This is a genomic window from Pleomorphochaeta naphthae, from assembly GCF_055396005.1.
On the sequence record NZ_AP042457.1, the window covers coordinates 807,999 to 827,051 of the forward strand.

The 19,053-nt window shown below is 29.3% G+C and carries 18 protein-coding genes; 14 read left to right on the plus strand and 4 right to left on the minus strand.

Annotated elements, in window-relative coordinates:
* The first annotated feature begins 18 nt into the window (after positions 1 to 18).
* From ACZ5SO_RS03755 to ACZ5SO_RS03780, 6 genes are all read left to right on the plus strand, one after another.
* Positions 19 to 552: a hypothetical protein gene (locus ACZ5SO_RS03755; RefSeq protein WP_464626887.1), complete on the plus strand. Its 534-nt coding sequence runs from the start codon at positions 19 to 21 to the stop codon at positions 550 to 552.
* On the plus strand, positions 492 to 1,478 hold the full coding sequence (locus ACZ5SO_RS03760; RefSeq protein WP_464626889.1) for a hypothetical protein: 987 nt from the start codon (positions 492 to 494) through the stop codon (positions 1,476 to 1,478). Before ACZ5SO_RS03755 ends, ACZ5SO_RS03760 begins: the two co-directional genes overlap by 61 nt.
* A gap of 62 nt (positions 1,479 to 1,540) precedes the next feature.
* A complete protein-coding gene (locus ACZ5SO_RS03765) occupies positions 1,541 to 1,972 on the plus strand; it encodes a helix-turn-helix domain-containing protein (RefSeq protein ID WP_464626890.1) in 432 nt (143 codons plus the stop codon).
* An 87-nt stretch (positions 1,973 to 2,059) separates the two neighbouring features.
* Positions 2,060 to 3,019 carry an AEC family transporter gene (locus ACZ5SO_RS03770; RefSeq protein ID WP_464626892.1) on the plus strand — a complete coding sequence of 320 codons (960 nt, stop codon included), beginning with the start codon at positions 2,060 to 2,062 and terminating at the stop codon, positions 3,017 to 3,019.
* A gap of 13 nt (positions 3,020 to 3,032) precedes the next feature.
* Complete coding sequence (locus tag ACZ5SO_RS03775) at positions 3,033 to 3,731, plus strand: flavodoxin family protein (RefSeq protein WP_464626893.1); 699 nt, start codon at positions 3,033 to 3,035, stop codon at positions 3,729 to 3,731.
* A gap of 58 nt (positions 3,732 to 3,789) precedes the next feature.
* Positions 3,790 to 4,716, plus strand: coding sequence for a glycoside-pentoside-hexuronide (GPH):cation symporter (locus ACZ5SO_RS03780; protein WP_464626894.1), 927 nt, complete (start codon positions 3,790 to 3,792; stop codon positions 4,714 to 4,716).
* 41 nt (positions 4,717 to 4,757) lie between these two features.
* Here ACZ5SO_RS03780 and ACZ5SO_RS03785 read toward each other — a convergent pair whose 3' ends face one another.
* Positions 4,758 to 6,074, minus strand: coding sequence for an ISL3 family transposase (locus tag ACZ5SO_RS03785; RefSeq protein WP_464626896.1), 1,317 nt, complete (start codon positions 6,072 to 6,074; stop codon positions 4,758 to 4,760).
* 161 nt (positions 6,075 to 6,235) lie between these two features.
* Between ACZ5SO_RS03785 and ACZ5SO_RS03790 the strand changes: the two genes are divergently transcribed.
* Together ACZ5SO_RS03790 and ACZ5SO_RS03795 are read left to right on the plus strand one after the other, a co-directional pair.
* Positions 6,236 to 6,706 (plus strand): MFS transporter, encoded by a 471-nt coding sequence (locus tag ACZ5SO_RS03790; RefSeq protein ID WP_464626898.1) that lies wholly within the window; start codon positions 6,236 to 6,238, stop codon positions 6,704 to 6,706.
* Positions 6,699 to 7,451, plus strand: a complete 753-nt coding sequence (locus ACZ5SO_RS03795; protein ID WP_464626900.1) for a PIG-L deacetylase family protein — start codon at positions 6,699 to 6,701, stop codon at positions 7,449 to 7,451. The genes ACZ5SO_RS03790 and ACZ5SO_RS03795 overlap by 8 nt, the downstream gene beginning before the upstream one ends.
* Positions 7,452 to 7,525: 74 nt before the next feature.
* Here the strand turns inward: ACZ5SO_RS03795 and ACZ5SO_RS03800 are convergent, their stop codons facing one another.
* Both ACZ5SO_RS03800 and ACZ5SO_RS03805 read right to left on the minus strand, forming a co-directional pair.
* Positions 7,526 to 8,860, minus strand: a complete 1,335-nt coding sequence (locus ACZ5SO_RS03800) for an MFS transporter (protein WP_464626901.1) — start codon at positions 8,858 to 8,860, stop codon at positions 7,526 to 7,528.
* A 75-nt stretch (positions 8,861 to 8,935) separates the two neighbouring features.
* Complete coding sequence (locus tag ACZ5SO_RS03805; protein ID WP_464624632.1) at positions 8,936 to 10,048, minus strand: IS110 family RNA-guided transposase; 1,113 nt, start codon at positions 10,046 to 10,048, stop codon at positions 8,936 to 8,938.
* A 514-nt stretch (positions 10,049 to 10,562) separates the two neighbouring features.
* Here ACZ5SO_RS03805 and ACZ5SO_RS03810 point away from each other — a divergent pair.
* Entirely contained in the window at positions 10,563 to 11,717 is a 1,155-nt protein-coding gene (locus tag ACZ5SO_RS03810) for an IS110 family RNA-guided transposase (RefSeq protein ID WP_464624022.1), read from the plus strand.
* Positions 11,718 to 11,733: 16 nt separating this feature from the next.
* Here ACZ5SO_RS03810 and ACZ5SO_RS03815 read toward each other — a convergent pair whose 3' ends face one another.
* On the minus strand, positions 11,734 to 12,408 hold the full coding sequence (locus tag ACZ5SO_RS03815) for a TetR/AcrR family transcriptional regulator (RefSeq protein WP_464626902.1): 675 nt from the start codon (positions 12,406 to 12,408) through the stop codon (positions 11,734 to 11,736).
* Positions 12,409 to 12,504: 96 nt separating this feature from the next.
* On the opposite strand from ACZ5SO_RS03815, the gene ACZ5SO_RS03820 reads away from it, so the two are divergent.
* From ACZ5SO_RS03820 to ACZ5SO_RS03840, 5 genes are all read left to right on the plus strand, one after another.
* Positions 12,505 to 13,887 carry a DUF6937 domain-containing protein gene (locus ACZ5SO_RS03820; protein ID WP_464626903.1) on the plus strand — a complete coding sequence of 461 codons (1,383 nt, stop codon included), beginning with the start codon at positions 12,505 to 12,507 and terminating at the stop codon, positions 13,885 to 13,887.
* 246 nt (positions 13,888 to 14,133) lie between these two features.
* A complete protein-coding gene (locus ACZ5SO_RS03825; protein WP_464626904.1) occupies positions 14,134 to 15,459 on the plus strand; it encodes an ABC transporter substrate-binding protein in 1,326 nt (441 codons plus the stop codon).
* A 59-nt stretch (positions 15,460 to 15,518) separates the two neighbouring features.
* Entirely contained in the window at positions 15,519 to 16,406 is an 888-nt protein-coding gene (locus ACZ5SO_RS03830; RefSeq protein WP_464626905.1) for a carbohydrate ABC transporter permease, read from the plus strand.
* 9 nt (positions 16,407 to 16,415) lie between these two features.
* Positions 16,416 to 17,261: a carbohydrate ABC transporter permease gene (locus ACZ5SO_RS03835; RefSeq protein ID WP_464626907.1), complete on the plus strand. Its 846-nt coding sequence runs from the start codon at positions 16,416 to 16,418 to the stop codon at positions 17,259 to 17,261.
* 3 nt (positions 17,262 to 17,264) lie between these two features.
* Complete coding sequence (locus ACZ5SO_RS03840) at positions 17,265 to 18,599, plus strand: phosphodiester glycosidase family protein (RefSeq protein WP_464626908.1); 1,335 nt, start codon at positions 17,265 to 17,267, stop codon at positions 18,597 to 18,599.
* Positions 18,600 to 19,053 lie beyond the last annotated feature (454 nt).

The following is a 19,053-nucleotide window of genomic DNA, read 5'->3' on the forward strand; positions in this document are numbered from 1 at the left end:
ATCTTTTTTTTTAATAAATTGTCTAAAGAATTAAAAAATAATTTTCAAGAATCAAATGAATATATGGTTTCTATTTTACAAAACCAGTTTCAAAATACTTTAAATTATTCTACTTCCATTATTTTAGATCCTTTAAATCAAAAGATAATTAATAATAACTTTGATGATAATGATAGTTATAATTTTTCTATAATATTAAACTCTTATACGACTACAAATTCTATCTTAGAAAGTGTTTTTATATATTATCCAGAGATAGACTTAGTAGTTTGTAATTTTGGAGTTTTTAATTTAAGGCAATATTATTTGCTAAAGTATGGATATGAATATAAAGATAATTTTGAAAAGTGGAAAACATCCCTTTTAAATAATAAAAGTGGATTTAGTTATGATTTAAATGTTGAAAATGTGATCAATTATACTCGCTTATCTTCTTCTAGTGATATAGAGAATAATCTAATTATCAGCAAATTATTATATTCAATTTTAACATGGATGATATCAACATTGACGATAATAATTCGGTTGTTGATGAACTTGGTTTTTTTGTAGATAATCATTTGGTTCTAATAAAAAAATCAACAGCAAATGTTCTCTCAACTTATTTTAAAGACGGTACTACAATAAATAATCTAAGCAAAATCGTGAGAGATGGTGATAGTTTTATATATGTTTATCCTTTAGATTTTACAAATATGTATTTGGTCGCTAGAATAGATGTTTCTTCATATAAAAGTAGTATGTTTTTTTTGATAGCTGCAGCTATTTTAACTTTGTTGATTAGTTTTATTTTTTCAATCATTTTTTCTTTAAAAGAGAGTGAAAAGTTATTCAAACCATTTAGAGATTTAGCAAATAAATTAGCACCAACCAAGCATCAAAAAGATTCACTTCAAATAATAAATGAGAAAATAGATTCTCTTTTAGAAGAAGACTCATATAAAGATGAGAGACTAAAGACAAACTATGAGTCTTTACAATTAATGTTTTTGTTAAATGTCATTAGTAATAAACATAGTGATAAATATTGCACTTACATGTTAAACAAATTAGATGTGGTTTTTTCTTATTCTTCTTTCTATGTTTTTATTTGTGATGATGAAGAAATTAAATTATTAATTAATAAAACAAAGGATGAATTATTTTTAGACATACCTTGCCAATTCTTATTAGGTGAAGATGAATCAAAGTTAATTGGTTTTATAAACTTAGAAGATGACAAAATGAACCAAAATAAAATAATAGATGAAATAACTGATTTATTAGAAGGAAACTCTTTTGATTGTAGAAAAGTTAATTTTAAATTAAGCGATTTGTGTATATCGATAAATGATATCTATTTTGGGTTTAAACAATGTATGTATTTACTTAATAAGACAAAAGGTGTTGAAGCCTATGTTGATAATACTAAATATATAATTAAGGATTTAAAAATAGCCTTTGAAAATAATGATGTTAAATTATATGAAAAAGTTTAGATAGATTTTTTGCAAATAATACATTTTTACCTTCTTACTTACTTAATACATTTGTAAAGGAATTGAAACAATATGCAAACGACTTTAAATTTAATGTCTTAAGTAATAAAAAAGTAAGTAAAGAAAATTTCTTTAATTTAGTAAAAGCAAGTAGAGAAGTTAGTGAATCTCACCGTAATTTGATTGAAAAAGTTAATGCTATTATTGATGTTTCTTTTAAAAATCCAAATTTAGGCCTTTATTTAATTAGTGAAGAATTGAATGTAAGTAATACTTACTTATCTACTATCTATAAAGAAAATTGTGGGATAGGGATTGTGCAAAAAATTAATCAAAAACGAGTAGAATATGCTAAGCAATTATTAATAAATACAGATAAAAGTGTCAAAGAAGTAGCCCTTTCTGCAGGTTTTACTAGTGATATATCTTTTATTAGAGTTTTTAAAAAGAGTGAGGATTTGACTCCAGGAAAACTTCGAAAAAAACTAAAATAAAATAAAAAAAATCCATTTTTATATTACTAAGTTAAGTAATTGTGATACTATACACGAAATTTTATTTTATACGTGTTGAGGAATATAATGGAAATAGCAATAGAAGTAGTACTTACAATGGTAATTTTACTTGGACTTGGATATTTTATTTATGATAAATCTTGGGCTGGGGATGCAGCTGTTAAATTTATTAGCAAATTATTAGTAAATATAAGTCTACCTTGTATGCTTCTCTATAGTATGGTCAATTCAGTAACTCATGATGAATTATTATCGTTTGGAGCATTATTGCCCCTTACTGTTTTATTATTTGTAATTTTATATTATTTATCATTTTTAATCGCAAAAATAACTAGAGTAAAAAAAGGAAGAGTTTGGACTTTTGCAATGATGGGAAGTATTTCAAATTCAATCTTTTTAGGACTTCCTGTTTGCACAATGATTTTTGGAATGGAATGTGTTCCTCTTGTTATGTTGGGGTTTATAGCAGGTAGTATAGTTTCATTAACCATTGGAATTTCAGGGATTATAAAGGATGGAACACATTTAGGTGCTGATAATGCACATTTAAATGGGTTAACTCAGATTAAAAATATATTTTTAAATCCAATAATGGTTGCTCTTTTCGTGGGACTTGCTTTCAATTTGCTTAATATTAAATATTTTCCAAGTTTAAATACTGCTTTAGGTTATGTTTCAAATATGACAACCCCTTTGTCGCTTATTTTTATAGGTATGTTTATTAGAACAATGAAAATGAAAGAATTTATTCCAGACAAAGATACTCTAATGGTTTTATTGATAAGGTTTGTTTTATCACCAGTTATAGCATATGCGTTTTATAAATTATTTGTTGTTTTCGGTTTATATATTAGTGATTACACCATAGATGTGTTAGTAATTCAAGTAGCTTGTTGTGTATTAACTATGACATCAATTTTTGCAGTTGAATATAAGGCAGATGGCAAATTTGCGACTAAAACAATTGCATTAAGTAATATAGTGTTTTTATTTTTCTTACCAATATATATAATACTATTAGTTTAGTGAGGTATCTAGTATGACAATTCTTCTAATACATGGTTCTCCAAGAGCTAATGGGTGCTCTTCAAGTATATCTAAAGATATTGCATCAAAGATGAATGCAGATAAAATATTAGAAATAAATTTGCAAAAAGAGAATTTACCTTATTGTGCAGGATGTTTAAATTGTGTAAAGAAAGGTGTCGAGTATTGTCCTCATAAAAATCAAACTTTAGATATGTTGGATAAAATGTTAGAATCAGATCTAATAATTATTTCAACCCCGGTTTATATTTTACATATGAGTGGACAATTAAAGACTTTTATCGATCATTTCCCAACTTTATTTTTAATGCATCGTCCTCAAAAAGCTATGTTTAATAAGCAATTGATTATTGTTGCAACAGCAGCAGGCCCTGTATATAAACAAACATTAAAAGAAATATCAGCTAGTTTTACTCAATTTGGAATTAGTAAAATATACAAACTTGGTTTTGCTGTTTCAGCTAACTCATATAAAAGTATTTCAGAAAAAAAATTAAAAGAAATAAATTCTAAATGTGATAAAACTATAAAAAAAGTTAAAAAAAATATAAATAAAAAAAGAGTAAGTCTAAAGATTAGATTTAACTTCTCTATATATAGAATGGTTCAAAAAAAGACTCCTGCAAGTGAAGCTGATAAACAGCATTGGAATAAATATGATTGGTATAACAAAGGTAGACCTTGGAAATAACTAAAATAATTTCTTTAATAACATATAATTTATGTTACAATTAAAAAAAGGAATTATTATGGAAAAAAATCAAACCCAGGTAAAATTTTCAGAAAAAATTACTTATAGTACCGGAATATTGGGCCAAAATTTGATATACAACATGATGGCAATGTACATTCTGTTTTATTTTACAGATATACTTTTAATACCTGCATCTATTGCGAGTGTTATAATAATAATAGCAAGTCTATGGGATGCAATAAATGATCCAATAATGGGTATGATTGCAGACAATACAAGGACTAGATGGGGAAAATTTAGGCCATATTTAATATTTGGTTCTTTTTCTATAGGTATAATCACAGTATTGTGTTTTTCTAATATAGCTTCAACACTTCAAGGCAAAATTATCTTTGCTGCAGTAACCTACATACTGTGGGGAATGATTTATACCTCTTGTGATATACCCATATGGGCACTTTCATCAGTAATTTCAAACAATTCTAAACAAAAAGATCAACAAATAACTTTTGGCAAAGTTGGAGCAACAGTTGGTGTTGTAATTTCTTCAGTTTTATCTGTGCCTATTCTAAATCTTTTTGGTGGAGAAAGATTAGCATCTTCGTATTTCTATTTAGCCTTAATATTTGCTGGAGTTGGTTGTGTTTTAATGTTTATTACAGGGCTTTTTTCAAAAGAGAGAATAAAACCTCCTAAGCAAAAGATATCTTTCAAAGAAAATATCAAAACAGTTATTTATAATAAACCATTATTATTGTTAATGATTTCTTTATTTATCATAAATTTTATAAATAGTATACGCCAAAGTGTACAAATCTATTTTGCAATTTATACCTGGGGTGATGCTAACTATATGACATTAATCGGTTTAGCTTTAGTTATTGGCATGCTCTTTGGTATGATTTTATCTCCTTATTTGCTTAGTAAATTTAAGAAAAGAAATATATATATAATAGGGTCTTCTAACCTATATGTGGGTTAGATCCTATTAATTTTCTTGTTAAGTCCCTTTGTTAACTGATTTTATCTGTTAGCTAAAGGGATTTTTATGTTGCTACAAACCAAAAGTACAGAATTGAGTAAATTATTTATGTTTCTAAACCCGTAAGCTCTTCTAATACAGAGTTTTATTTTGTTATTTAAAGCCTCAGTTTTTGCATTACTAATTTTGTATGTTCTAGTTGCCATAATCGCATCATAGTGTCGTTTTATTTTCCTTCCTAAAGCTACAAAACTTTGTATTCTACATCTTCTAGCCCAAGATAACCATGAATCTAAATGTTCTTTAACTTCATCCATATCATCAAGCTTGAATATAAATCTAAGCTCTTCTTTTAGCCTATATGCTCTATATAATTGATTATCATTAAGCTTTATCATTTCCAATTTTTCTCTCTGATTTTTTGTTAAGTTTTCAGGGTTCTTGCGTAAGGCAAATTTAGAATTTTTTATAATCTTTGATTCATCTATTGGTTTCTCATCTCCTTTCTTAGGTTGTCCTCTACCTCGCTTCTTTGGTTTTCCTTCCTTCTGTTCAAGTATTGCTCTTGCTCTTTGAGAAGCAGCTTTTCTTACATCATCAAGTGCAACTTGTGCCCAAGAGATAGTATGAAAAGGATCAATACAACGCTCTGCATTAGGGATATATTTATCAAGACAAGCCTTTATCCATCTAGCTCCATCACCACTGACAGTCTTAATAGATGCTCTCTGTTCTGGACTTAAATATTCAAAGAATTTAGATAAAGTATTTTGATTATGTCCTTCCTCTGCCCATATAACTGTACTATCATCGTTATTTACAACTGTTGTAATATAATTATGTCCTTTTTTATAGCTAGTCTCATCAACTCCTATATTTACCAAATTATCAAACCTATCTTCATATTTAGGAGCTACATCTATTAATACTCTATTAATAATATCACCAACAGTATTCCAAGAAACACCCATAAACTCTGATAATGTTTTCTTGCTTAAATTAAAAGCTAACCAGGCTACTTGATTTTCAAAATCTTTAGTAAATCTAGAGTTATGCCTAGCCCAAGGAACTGCTGCAGTTATAACACCATGTTCTGAACAAGTTACTCTATTAGTATTAGCTAGGACATATACAGGAATATTTCCAACATTAAGTGATCTCCATTTTCGAGGAGTTCTCTTTTTGTCATATCCTGGTAATCTTCTACCACAGATTGGGCATTTATTCTGCTCTTTTTTATATGGTTCTACATGAATAAAAAGTTCTTTAATATTACTGGAATTTGTAATTAATTCCCAACTTTTAACTTTTACATTATTGACACCGATTAATTCTTTTAATAAGCTCGTTCTAGTCACTGGTTATACCTCTTTTGTTGGTTTGTAGTAAAACTACAATAGACGATAACTGGTGACTTTTTCAATAAATTCCTTAAAAAAACTAATATCTGTATTCTTTATTTCTTTCTTTTTTCCTTTCTTTTTCAATTCTCAATTATAAAATTTACCCACACTTACTGATGAAGCCTCATATAATAACATGTATAATAGGTAGTGTAGTTTGTGCTCTTCCATATTTTATAGATTATTCAAATGTAATTCTTGGATTAATTTTAATTGGATTCTCATTTTTATTTAGTGGAATCGCTATGATTATCACAACAAGTATGTTGATGGATACAATAGATTATGCTGAATATAAAAATAATTTTAGATCAGAAGGTATTGTTTTTTCAATGAATACTTTTTTAACAAAGTTAGGAGCAACAATTTCAAAATTAATTTTAGGTATTAGTTTGGTAGTTTTAAAATATGTAGAAAATGCTCCAAGAACATCTAAACTCCAAACAGGTTTTAGTTTCATGGTTTATATAATTCCTGCAATAGCTTTTTTGTTAGCTATTATTCCGATTTATTTTTATAAACTTGATGGAAGGGAACTATCGAGAATAAAAACAGAATTATTGAGAAGGAGAATTGAAAATGAATAATTTTTTAATGGATTTTTTTAAAGTGCCACAAATAAGTGAAGCAAAATGTATCTTATGTGTTCAACCTCATAGTGATGATAACGAGATAGCAATGGGGGCAACAATCAAAAAGTTGAGTGATAGTGGTTGTGAAATACACTATCTAACTGTTACTGATGGGAGATTGGGGACAGAAGATATTACACAAGACTTAGAAAAATTGGCATTACAAAGAAAGGAAGAAGCTATTAATGCTGGAAAAGTATTAGGCGTTAACCATTTTCATTTTTTTGAATATAAAGATGGATCATTAAAAGATACAAGAGAGTTAAGTTATAAAATTGCAGAATTGATTAGGACTATAAAAAGTGACTTTGTTTTTGTTTGTGATCCCTATAATAAATATGAAGCACATTTAGATCATATTATAGTAGGGCAAGCAACATCTCAAGCTGTACTAAGCAGTTCTCTTGCCTTCTATCCAGAAAATACTTTAACAAAGCCTTTTAGTGTTAATGCAATAGGTTATTATTTCACCTCTTTACCAAATACCTTTGTAGATATAAGTAGTGAACTTGAATATCAATTTGAAGCTATGTCTAAACATAAAAGTCAATTATCTGGAGAAACATTACAAATGTTTAAAGCGTATTTAACAAATCAATATAGCAATTATGCATCGGAAGATGGAGTTGAATATTCACAAGGATTTAGGCTTTTGAGACCCATCCATTTACACTGTATCACTGAAGTTGGAAATATTTAATTTATAAAAACTTCTGAAAGAGATATTTTAATTAAACAAAATCTCTTTAGAAGTTTGTTTTATGAAATAGAAGATTAGCCTTCTTTTAAACAAGTAGCTAGAATTCTTTTTTCATCGTAACGAGTTAGAGCTAAACAGGCTAAGACACATAAAATTGCTGCTGTAAATGAAGCGAGTCTGTAACCGATAATACCTTTTGCAGCGAAACCAGTAAAAATAAGCATAGCTATAGATTGTCCTAATTTAAATGCGAAAGTTCTAGCAGCAAAAAACATTCCATTTCTGTTTTTATTAGTATTAATTTCATCTTCTTGTGCTACATCAGCAACCATAGCTTGTGGCAAGATTCCGAGAATTGCCATTGAAATAGAGGCAATAGCGACTACTAAAATCCCCCAAGATAAACCACCAAAGCCTATGATTCCTGAAAGGGCAGTTAGAATGTAATCTAAAGCGAATACAAGAAAAGCAAACATTACAATTTTTTTCTTGCCAAATTTTGGAGCAGCTTTATTAACTAGAGGATACCAAAGTAAGGATAAAGCAGTCATTAATATAAATAAAGTAGCACTGTGACTTTCTTTTAAATTCATCAAAGAAACTACAAAAAAGGGTAATCCAGTTTGGAAAATGGTTAAGGCTGTGAAATATAATACATCACTATAAACAAAGTTTCTAAAATCTTTGTTTTTAAATGTAAGTTTTAAAGATTCAAAGGCATTTTCATTACTAGGTTGAACTTGTTTTAGCTTTTTTTCATCTATAAAGAAGGTAGGAATTAGCATTAGAATACAAGCAATAAAAGAAAGGGCTCCAAAAGTAATTCTCATAGCGGTAATTCTATCAAAACTTGAACCGAGCATATTCCAAATTATAGGGGCTAAATATGCTAGTGATGTTCCTATAATGAAAGTTAAAGATATTGCAGTACTAACAGCAATTCGACTTTTTTGATCATGACCGATTACAGGAATTAGAGCATTATATGGCGTGCAGTAAATTGTCATACAGAGATAAAAACCCATAAGAGTAATAAAAAGCCAAAATGTATTAATTGAAGAAATAGTATTTTTAGGTGCGCAAAAAACTAGGGTGGTAACTATGGAAAAAGGAATAGCAACTCTCTTCATAAAAGGAATCCTTCTTCCTTTTGGGTTTTTTGATCTATCACTTAGATTTGCAATCAAAGGATCTGTAAAGGCATCAAATATCCTTCCAATGAAAGTAATTAGTCCTATTATAGTGACGACTTTAAAAATAACATTTCCTTGTTGAACAAATAAAGTTTGGCCAGCTAAAATAGATTCTTCAGAGGGTTGGTAAAAATATACAAGCCAGTTAGAAATAATTCCAGCAAGCATAGCCCATCCCATTTGCCCTAAGGCAAATATCCATATAGTTGAGTTCATTTTGTCTCCTATAAAAGGTCAATAGTTTTTCACAGAAAACCATAACCTAATTTCTTCATTTTTCTTTATTAGAAGCTATACAGCTTCTGCTTGTCGCTTATTAAAATCACCTATTAATTTATTCATATCAAAAGGCTTTTTCTTCTTTAGAATTGCATAAATTACTCTACTGAGTTTTCGTGCAAAGGCAATTATACTTTTCCCACTACCTTTGTTTTTCTTCATTCTTTTATAATCATTAATTAGCGACAAATATCTTAATGATCTTTGTAGACGAAGCATACCCATTACAGCTTGTACCATCGCAGTTCTTAACTCTACAGGTCCATTCTTCGTTATATGTCCGGTAAATCCTTTCTCATTTGAAAACTTTACAAAAGGAGTGAGTCCACAATATGCTGCGAACTGTTTGTAAGTTGCAAATCTATTTATATCACCAACATATGCTCTAATGGTTGTAGCTGTTATTTTCCCTACACCTGGAATAGTTTTTAGTAATTGAACATCTTCATCTTCTTGTACAAAATCTTCAATTAATGCCTCTAAAGCCTTGACTTGTTCATCCAAAATTTCTAAAGTTTGAATGAAACTATTTAAGGTAGAGACTGTCCTCTTCGTAATCAAAGCGTGGTCTTCGAGACCTTTTAGAAGAAGCAGTCTCTTTTTCTTGCTTTGAAATTGAGTGGCAGTTGTTACTATCCCATACCCTAACATCATATTATGTATTCTATTCTTAGTTCTTACTATCAATGAAACTAAATCGGCTCTTTCACAGATAAGTTTTCTAAGCTCCTCTGTTTCTTGATCACATAGATAGCTTTCAGGTAACATATCTTTTAGTAAAAACTCAGCTATTGTAAAAGCATCTCTTTTATCTGTCTTTTTAGCACTTAATGTTACAACCTTGAATTTTAAAGTGTTAATAACAAGTGTAAAAAAACCTTCTTTCTGCATTAAGTTTCTAAAGTATCTAGCATTAGAAGTAGCTTCTATTGCCATTGATACATGTGCACCATACTTGTCTTCTAGAGTGTGACATTCACTAATAAAAGCCTTATAACCTTCATCGTTAGTTTGATACACTTTCTCAAATAGAATCTCTTTCGTTGATGTTATTGCACAAACTGTAAATTGAGTCTTATGCAAATCAATTCCTACGCTAACAGTTTTGTTTTCCCAGTTAACCATTCTTATCTCCTTGCATTTATTTTTTTATACACAAAATCAAAAATGGCTCTCTGTTCGGTAGTTGTTCCATTCTCCTATTCGGCCTCAGTAAGTGGACCAGTGATTGATACGACTAAAACTCCTCATTCTCCTAAACAGTCTCATATTCTTGGACTAGTAAAACATGTCGAGTTAAAGTCTTGGCCATTCCTCAGTTGTGTGCCATATATTTTAACACACTATAGGAATATTGGTGCAACTACCTGCTATTTACCTTTTTATCACTCCTCCTAATAATAACTGGTCTATAATACCAGTATAATTTCTATTGTTTATTACCATCTATAAATAAATAGATGATATGTTTTTATAAGTGATATAATTGTGGGCAGAGGGCCTCATTTTCAATAAACTTTAAAGTTTTAAAAGGAGTCTGTCCTCGGTCCCAGTTTTCCCTATCGGTTGATTAAATCTTTGAGTTTCATTCATGCGGGAGATTGGAAAATGGAACCTATTTTTAACCTTGGAGGTTAGTATGAGTATCGTTGGTATCGACATTTCAAGTACTTCGGCTACATTTTGTATTCTTGGCAATACAGGTGTTATCGCACAAGACAATTTTCCACTAAATAAAACTGGTTTTAACAAATTATTATCTACTCCCGGAATTAACAAAGATACTACATTTGTCATGGAATCCACTGGGAAATATCACTTAACTTGCTATCATTATCTACTAAATCACAACATGATAGCTTATGTTGTAAATCCGTTGCTTATTAAGCAATACAAGGATACAATTACCTTAAGGAAAACTAAGACTGATAAGTCCGATGCTCTCCTTATTGCAGGGTATGCAAATAACCCTAGTATTCAATTTGAAGGGAGAAAAACTGAGTTGGAATCTGAAAGTAAACTTCTCTCTAGAGATAGGATTGCTAATAGCGAGCAACTTGCAAAAGCTAAGACTAGATTGAAGGGAGATATAGCTGTATCCTTCCCTGAATTGCATAATATTAACGTTTTTACTGATTCTTGGCTCAATTTGTTGTCTGTGTATGGTTCTGCTAAACAAGTAGCTTCTGCCTCTACTGTACAACTTGCTAAAGCTATTAGAGGAACTAGAGTAAAAAGTACTGAGAGAGATAAAAAGCTTGCTAAAAAAGCCAAAGAATTGGCTAAAGATTCTGTGGGTGTAGATCTTCATGCAGCTATTACCAAGCATCAAGCTAAAACTGTTCTTTATCTTAAAAAGGAAGACAAAGAACTTACAAAAGCTCTCATAAATATGGAAAAAGAAATTCATCCACAAGAGATAGAGATTATTACTTCTTTCCCTGGTATTAGTGATACAACTGCTGCACATTTTATGGCAGAGATTCAAGATATTCACCGATTTAGTCGCTACCAAAAATTGATAGCTTTCATAGGAACTGATCCAACAATCTATCAATCTGGAAAGGAAGATAGGCATGGTAAAATTTCCAAACGAGGGAATCGAGTCCTGAGAAAATATTGCTATCTGATGGCAACTAATAGCCTTAGAAGCAATCCAGTTTTGGCTGAATATTATTCTAGAAAAAGAGAACAAGGTTTCCCTCATAGAAAAGCTATGATTGCTACAACAAATAAACTTATTAGGGCTATTTACGCCCTTTTGATTAGAGGCGAAAAAGCTAGTATTCAATAATTTAAAATCTTTTTCCTTAATCATAATTGTTTATAGTTGACTCCTTTTTACAATAATATATTGCAATATCGATTTGTGTTTTTAATTTATCTTCTACAGTTATTAAATGATCTAAGGGAATTATTGAAGGGCTTACTGTTCCTTTAATACAAGTTTGAAATAATGATGAAGAGGTGGAATAATAAAATTTATCAAAATCAAAATCATCTCTAATCGTATTATCAACTAAACCTTTTTTGTAAATCTTTTTAGCTAGGAAATAAAAAGATTTATATAATTGATTATAATCAAATTCTCTTTGTTTATCCATTTTATTATATATTACATAGTTATCAAATTCAGATAAAAACTTAAGAAAAGTTTTATTATCTTTATAAAACTCTATGTAATAACAAAGAAGTTCTTTTAGTTCATCAATTGCTGTTTTATTTATAAATTGTATTGAATTTACTTTAGGTTTAAGCTCTTCAACTATTTTTGATAGATGATATATGGCACATTCGTTTATTAAAGTTTTTTTATTTTTAAAATATCGATATAATGAGGCTACACCTATATTGCTCTCTATGGCTATTTGATTAAAGGATACCTTTTGAAAGCCCTTTTCACTAAATAATTTTAAACTTATATTTAATATTTTCTCAATGTTTTTGTATTTATAATTTTCTACAACTGTGGAAAAATTTTCCATTGACAACTCCTATTTTTAGGTGATAGTATAACTATCATGATGATAGTAATACTATCATTGATGTTTATATTTGTCAAAATAAATTTAGGAGTAATTATGGAAATCTTTTCTAATCCAATATCAAAGAAAGCTGAGAAGAAGGCTTTAAAATCATATAAGAAAAATCTTAAAAAATTTGGAGATGATTCAAAAAAAGATTACCATCTAGGACTACAAACTAATGAGGTTTTAGCTTCATTATCTACATATAATTTGGTGCTTTCTTCTAAAAAGTTAAACTTAGATGTAAAGAATCCTGTAATAATAGGAAATATTCGGATGGGTTTTGGGCATTATAGGATAGCTATGGCTATGTGTAGTGCTGCAAAGCATTTAAATAAAACTCCACTGTGGATGGATTTAGCCTCTTTTGAAGGCTCTAGTGCTTCTAAATTAATTCAACATCAAAATAAATTATATTCTATGGGATCTAGATGGTCTCAAAAGTATTCTTTATTTAATAAATTGTATTGGGAGCCTTTAAATAGTGTTGGTTTCGCAAAGCTAAGCTATAATGCTATTGATTTACAAAATGCTAAATTAATGAAACCTTTATTTAATGATTTAAATAAAGATATTCCTTTTGTCGGTACACATTCCTGGACAGCTCAAGCTGCAATAGAAGCAAAGATGGAAAAAGTTGTAAATGCTATCCCAGACAATTGGCCTATGGCATTGCATTTTGCTCCTGGAGCTTTGCATACTGTTCAAACTAATTCTGCATATTGGGGATATAAAACACTTAGAAATATGAGTGAAAAAACTATTAAAAATCTTGATGAATCTGATATTAAAATGGTAGGTCATTATGTTGATCACGAGTTTGTATCAAATATTGAAATTGATAGTAAAAGACGAATTAATAATGCAAAAAAGGGTAAGAAACCTATAATTCTTTTAACTATTGGTGGAGCTGGAGCTCAAGCTACATTATATGAAAAAATTATTGATTATTTAAAAGATAAAGCTATTGTTTTAATTAATGTTGGTGATCACTTAGACGTCTTTTCAAATATGAAGAAAAAATATAGATCTGCTAAAGTTCATTTAAGTTATTCAGAGGTAAAAAGCTTTTCAGCAGAAGATGGAATACATATATTCTATGATAAAAATATTTTTAATGCTGTTTATACTACCAATATATTAATGAGAATTTCAGATTTATTAGTTACTAAACCTAGTGAGCTTTCTTTCTATCCTATACCTAAGCTTATGTTAAAGCGAGTAGGTGGTCATGAAATGTGGGGGGCTATTCATTCTAGTGAGATAGGGGATGGAACTTATGAATTAGAAAATGAAGAGCAAACTATTAATATGTTAAAATTACTCATTGAATCTTCTAATAGTAGAGTTATTATGAATAATTCAATTTTAGATGCTCATAAAATTGGCATTTATAATGGTGCATATAAGGTAATTGAAAGCGCTTTTGATATGTAATCTTAATTCTTTTTATAAGTTTCATCTAATAATTATTAATAAAGACAACTAAAATACCATAATTTGCCATAAAAAAGCCATTATATTTTATAAAACTCATTGAAAAATAAAAAAAATAATACTATCTTGTTATTAAATTTTTTTATAAAATACGAATAAGAGTAACATTTATTTGATGTATTGTTATTTCGTTGCAAAATGTTGCTAATTAGTTTATGATTTTATTATCAATAAGGAGAGAAAATTATGAAAAAATTGTTAATAGCTTTGATGGTTTTAACATCTTTTAGTCTATCAATTGTTTTTGCGGGAGGCCAAGATGAGGTCACTCAAAAAGATGCTGATGAAAAAGTTGTATTAGAATGGTGGACTTGGGATGCTGATATGAAAGATAAAAACCAAGAAATTATTGCTGAATATGTTAAAACACATCCTAATGTAACTATCAATAATACAATTGTTAGTACAGATGAGTATTGGACAAAGATTAGAATTTTAGCAAATCAAAATAAATTACCAGATGTATTTACTATGAGTTCTAGTACTTTAGAAGAATGGGCAAGTAATAATTTAGTATTAGAATTAGATTCTTATATTAATTCAGGTGATACTAAAGAGAAGTTTTATCCAAAATTATTAGAGGCTGTAAAGGAAGTAAGTGCAACAGATCATTATTATGCTTTACCTTTTGCATTAGTAACTACAACCTTATTCTATAATAAAGATGCTTTTGATGAAGCTGGTTTAGCTTATCCTGATGATGATTGGACATGGGAAGAGTTTAGAAATGCGGCTAAAGCTTTAACTGTTGATAAAGATAATGATGGCAAAATTGATCAATATGGTTTCTGGTTCTATGGTCGTTATGCTCATGTAGAGCCTTGGATCTATGCAAATGGTGGTCACTTATTAAATCACGATACAATGAGATTTGAACCAGATGATGCTGCATTAGAAGCTCTTAAAATGTTGACTGATTTAGTTTTAGTTGATAAGAGTGCTCCTTCTCAAAAAGATATGAGCTCAGTTAGACAACAAGATGTATTCCCTCAAGGCATGGCTGCAATGTGGGTAGATGGTTCTTGGATGATTGATAATAATAGACTTGTTGCTGATCCTAATATGAATTGGGGTATTGCAAGAGTTCCAGCCGGACCTAGCACAGATAATCCAATCACATATGGTTGGGCAGATTCATACGCAATTTCTCCAAATACTGAACATCCAGATGAAGCTTGGGAATTTATGAAGTATGTAGCGGGTGAAGGTCTTTCTTTGGACATGTACTTAGCTGGTAAGATACCTTCATATATTGCTTTAACTGAATCAGATGAATTTGTAGATCCAAATCAAAAACCTGCTGAAATGTATATTTTAAAAGAACAAGCGGATAGTCCAATGACAACTTCATTTACAAAAGGTTGGAGTGAATGGAGAGGTTATGGTGCTGCTGAAGCTCTTGGTTTTAACGGTTTAATTGATGGTGTAATTAACGGTGAAATGAGTTTAGATGAAGCTCTTGAAAAGGGCACTAAATCGATAGATACCGTATTATCTAGATATTATAAATAAGTTGATCGACACTATATGGCTACAAATTTGTAGCCATATAATATAATTAAGGATATGCGATGAAAAATAGAAAATTATTGTGGCATGGTAGATTTACCCCTTGGTTATTTCTATTGCCAACAATTATAGGTTTATTAGTTTTTAGATTAATTCCTATAGTTTGGGCTTTTGTACTAAGTTTTACTCAATGGTCTTTATTAGGTTCACCTGTCTTTATTGGATTCTCAAATTTTAAAGAGGCTTTTTCCACAGAGAGTTTTTTACAAACATTTACTAATACTTTAGAATTTTCTCTTATATATGTTGTTGGTTCCATATTTTTTGGACTTCTATTAGCTGTTTTAATTAATATAAAAGCAAAATCAATTGCATTTTTTAGAGCTGTTATTTACTTGCCTGTTGTAACTTCCGCTGTTGCTGTAGGTATTGTGTGGAACTGGATTTTAGGTCCTAACGTTGGCCTTTTAAATTCAATTTTAGAAATTTTACATCTACCTACACCTTATTGGTTAGGTGATCCTAAATTAGCCTTAAGTACGGTTGCTAGCGTCCAAGTTTGGAAGATGGCTGGTTATAGTATGATTTTATTTTTAGCTGGCTTACAAGGAATTTCAAGCCAAACTCTTGAAGCTGCTATAGTAGATGGAGCAACAAAAACTCAACGATTTTTTAGAATAACCCTTCCTATGTTAGCTCCAACTGTTTTCTTTGTTTTAACAGTTTCAATTATCGATTCATTTAAAAACTTCGAATTAATCTATGCCATGACAAAAGGTGGACCCCAAAATTCCACTAATACATTGGTATATGATGTTTATTTAAATGCTTTTGTATATTACAGAGTCGGTTATGCATCTGCTGTAGCATTTGTATTATTAGTTTTCGTTGGTGTTTTGACTTTATTTAATTTCTATGTAAAGCGACACTGGGCTCAGCCATTAGAATAGGGGGAATATATGGATAGTAAAAAAAATAACAAAATAAATCCTCTTAGACTAGTTTTTATAATCATCGCCTCATTAATTGCAATCTTCCCTTTCTTATGGATGGTACAAAACTCTTTTAATACTGAACAAAATATTTTCAGTGATAGTATTTTTAAATTACCAGATCTTTTGTTTAAACCTAACATGTTTGAAAATTATCAAACTGTTTTCGGTAAATATAATTTTGGAAGATATACTTTGAATTCCATTTTTGTTAGTGCTTTAGCCTCTATTGGACAAGTAATTATTTGTACCTTAGGTGGTTTCGTATTTGCACGAATGACTTTTAGAGGAAGTAAATTTATATTTTTCTTGCTTTTGTTTACTCTTATGGTTCCTGTTCAAGTTACTATAATTCCTGAGTATTACATAATGATGAAATTAAATTGGTTGGATACTTTTTTACCTCTAATAGTACCATCCTTTTTAGCTGGTGCGTTTGGTACTTTTATGTTAAAAGAATACTTTGAACAAATACCAGATGCTCTTTTAGATGCTGGAATTATAGATGGAGCAAATGCTTGGAAAATGTATCTTCATATATTCTTGCCTCAATGTTCAGCCCCCGCTGCAACTTTATTTATTATCGCTTTTATGAATAACTGGAATGATTTATTAAGACCTATGTTGTACTTAACAAAAGAGAGTTTATATACTGTAACCCTTGGGTTAACCCAATTCCAAAGTCAATATTCTGCTAAGTGGAATCTTTTATTAACTGGTGGAGTCTTATCAATTCTACCATTGATTATAGTATTTATATTTGCTCAAAAATATATAATTGAAGGTTCAATTTCTTCTGGTATTAAAGGATAATTAATGAATAGTGATATTGTGACAGTGAAATTAAAAGATGATATTCAAAAATATCAATTAGTAACTGGTTTTAAGTGGGATGATTTAATTTTTAAGTCTCCCACTTTTAATGTAAATATTATAGCTTCTATGTCTAGATTGTATAGGGTTAATATTATTCCAAAGGACCCAAATTCTTACGGTCTTTTGATATTTTACAATATTAATGGATTACAGCTTAATTTAAATAGAAATACTGATATTGGCTATATTTATGATGATCAAGTTTTATTAAATTACTATTTTAATAAGGCTTATAATGAAAAAAAAGTTATAATAGAGCAGTTTAGATTAATATTTGAAGATACTAAGTTACATGATATTTATAATGCTTTGTTAGCAAAGAATTTAATAGCTTTTGCACAAGGTAATTTAGATACGGTAACCTTTTTTCCAGTTTCAAAAAATATGGGATACTTAAGTGATATAAACTCTAGAAGTTTAACAGTAAATAGCCATTTTTTTCTAATGGATATGACAGATATAGACTCTCCATATGATGAACTTGGAACTCCCCATGGATTGGCACTTCATGATTCTAAAATTTCATTACCTCCTTTAAATCATAGAGAGTGTTTATTAGTGGATTATAATAATAATGTTGTGATAAAAAAAGTTGAAGTTAACAATTTAGATATTAAAATCGATAATTATATCTTTAAAAATAAAGAAAATGCTTCTTTTTATTATAGGCCAAAAACAAGAGTTACTCCTAGATGTAGTGGTAGTGCTATTGTAATAATAAGAGATAAGGTTGTTGCAATTAAAGAAGGTGGTCAAGTTGTTGTACCGATGGCGGGTTTTGTAATCCAAGTTAACTTTACTGTTTCTTTAAAATTTTTAGATGTATCGTATTTAGGAGAGGTAGAAAATTACAAATTTGGGCTACAAGTTGGACCTGCAATGATGATAGATTATAGGCAAGTAACTAAGTTAGAGTGTCCATTTTATAACGGAGTGGGAACACCGTTTCCTTCTACTGTCTATCCTTTAGATTTTAATAATGGTAGAGCTGCTAGGATAGGTCTTGGTGAAAAAGATGGTAAGCCAATTTTAATTTGGGCTGAAGGAGCTGGTAAATTAGGATATATAAAAGGAAAAGAAAGCTGTGGGGCCTCTCTTTTAGAATTTTCTTCATTTTGTAAATCAATGGGAATTAAAAATTTAATAAATCTTGATGGCGGTGGTTCTGCTCAAATCATTTATAAAGGTAAACGTCTTTTAAAGATAGCTGATAGAGAAAATGATGCTATAACTGAAGCAGAAAGGCCAGTCCCTATAGCTCTTATTCTTCAATAAGAGCTTTAATTCCATGGTGTTTAATGTATTTAATTAAGTTAATTAAACTAATAATAATAATGAAAAATATAGAAATCCATTTTATATTTGTTGCTAATACGCTGAGGTTTGCATAAATTATTTTGTTGGTGATGAGGAATTTTCCTGTTAAAATGTTTTCTACCATATCTACAATAAAAATAAAAATGATATATATGTTAACAAATTTTCTTACTTTCTTAGATTTAATGAGCTTGTAATTTACAATAATAAAGAAAAGGCTATAAGTAATTGGCCAAATGATATCTATGCTTATAGCCATAAACAGATATGAGTGTATTTCATTTTGATTAAAATTCTGTGAAATTTCAATAAATTTTGATATAGAAAGAAATAGATAAGTTTCAGCAAGACGGAAACTAAAATATTTATTCACATAATCGGAGATTAAGATATAAATAATTATTAGAGAAAC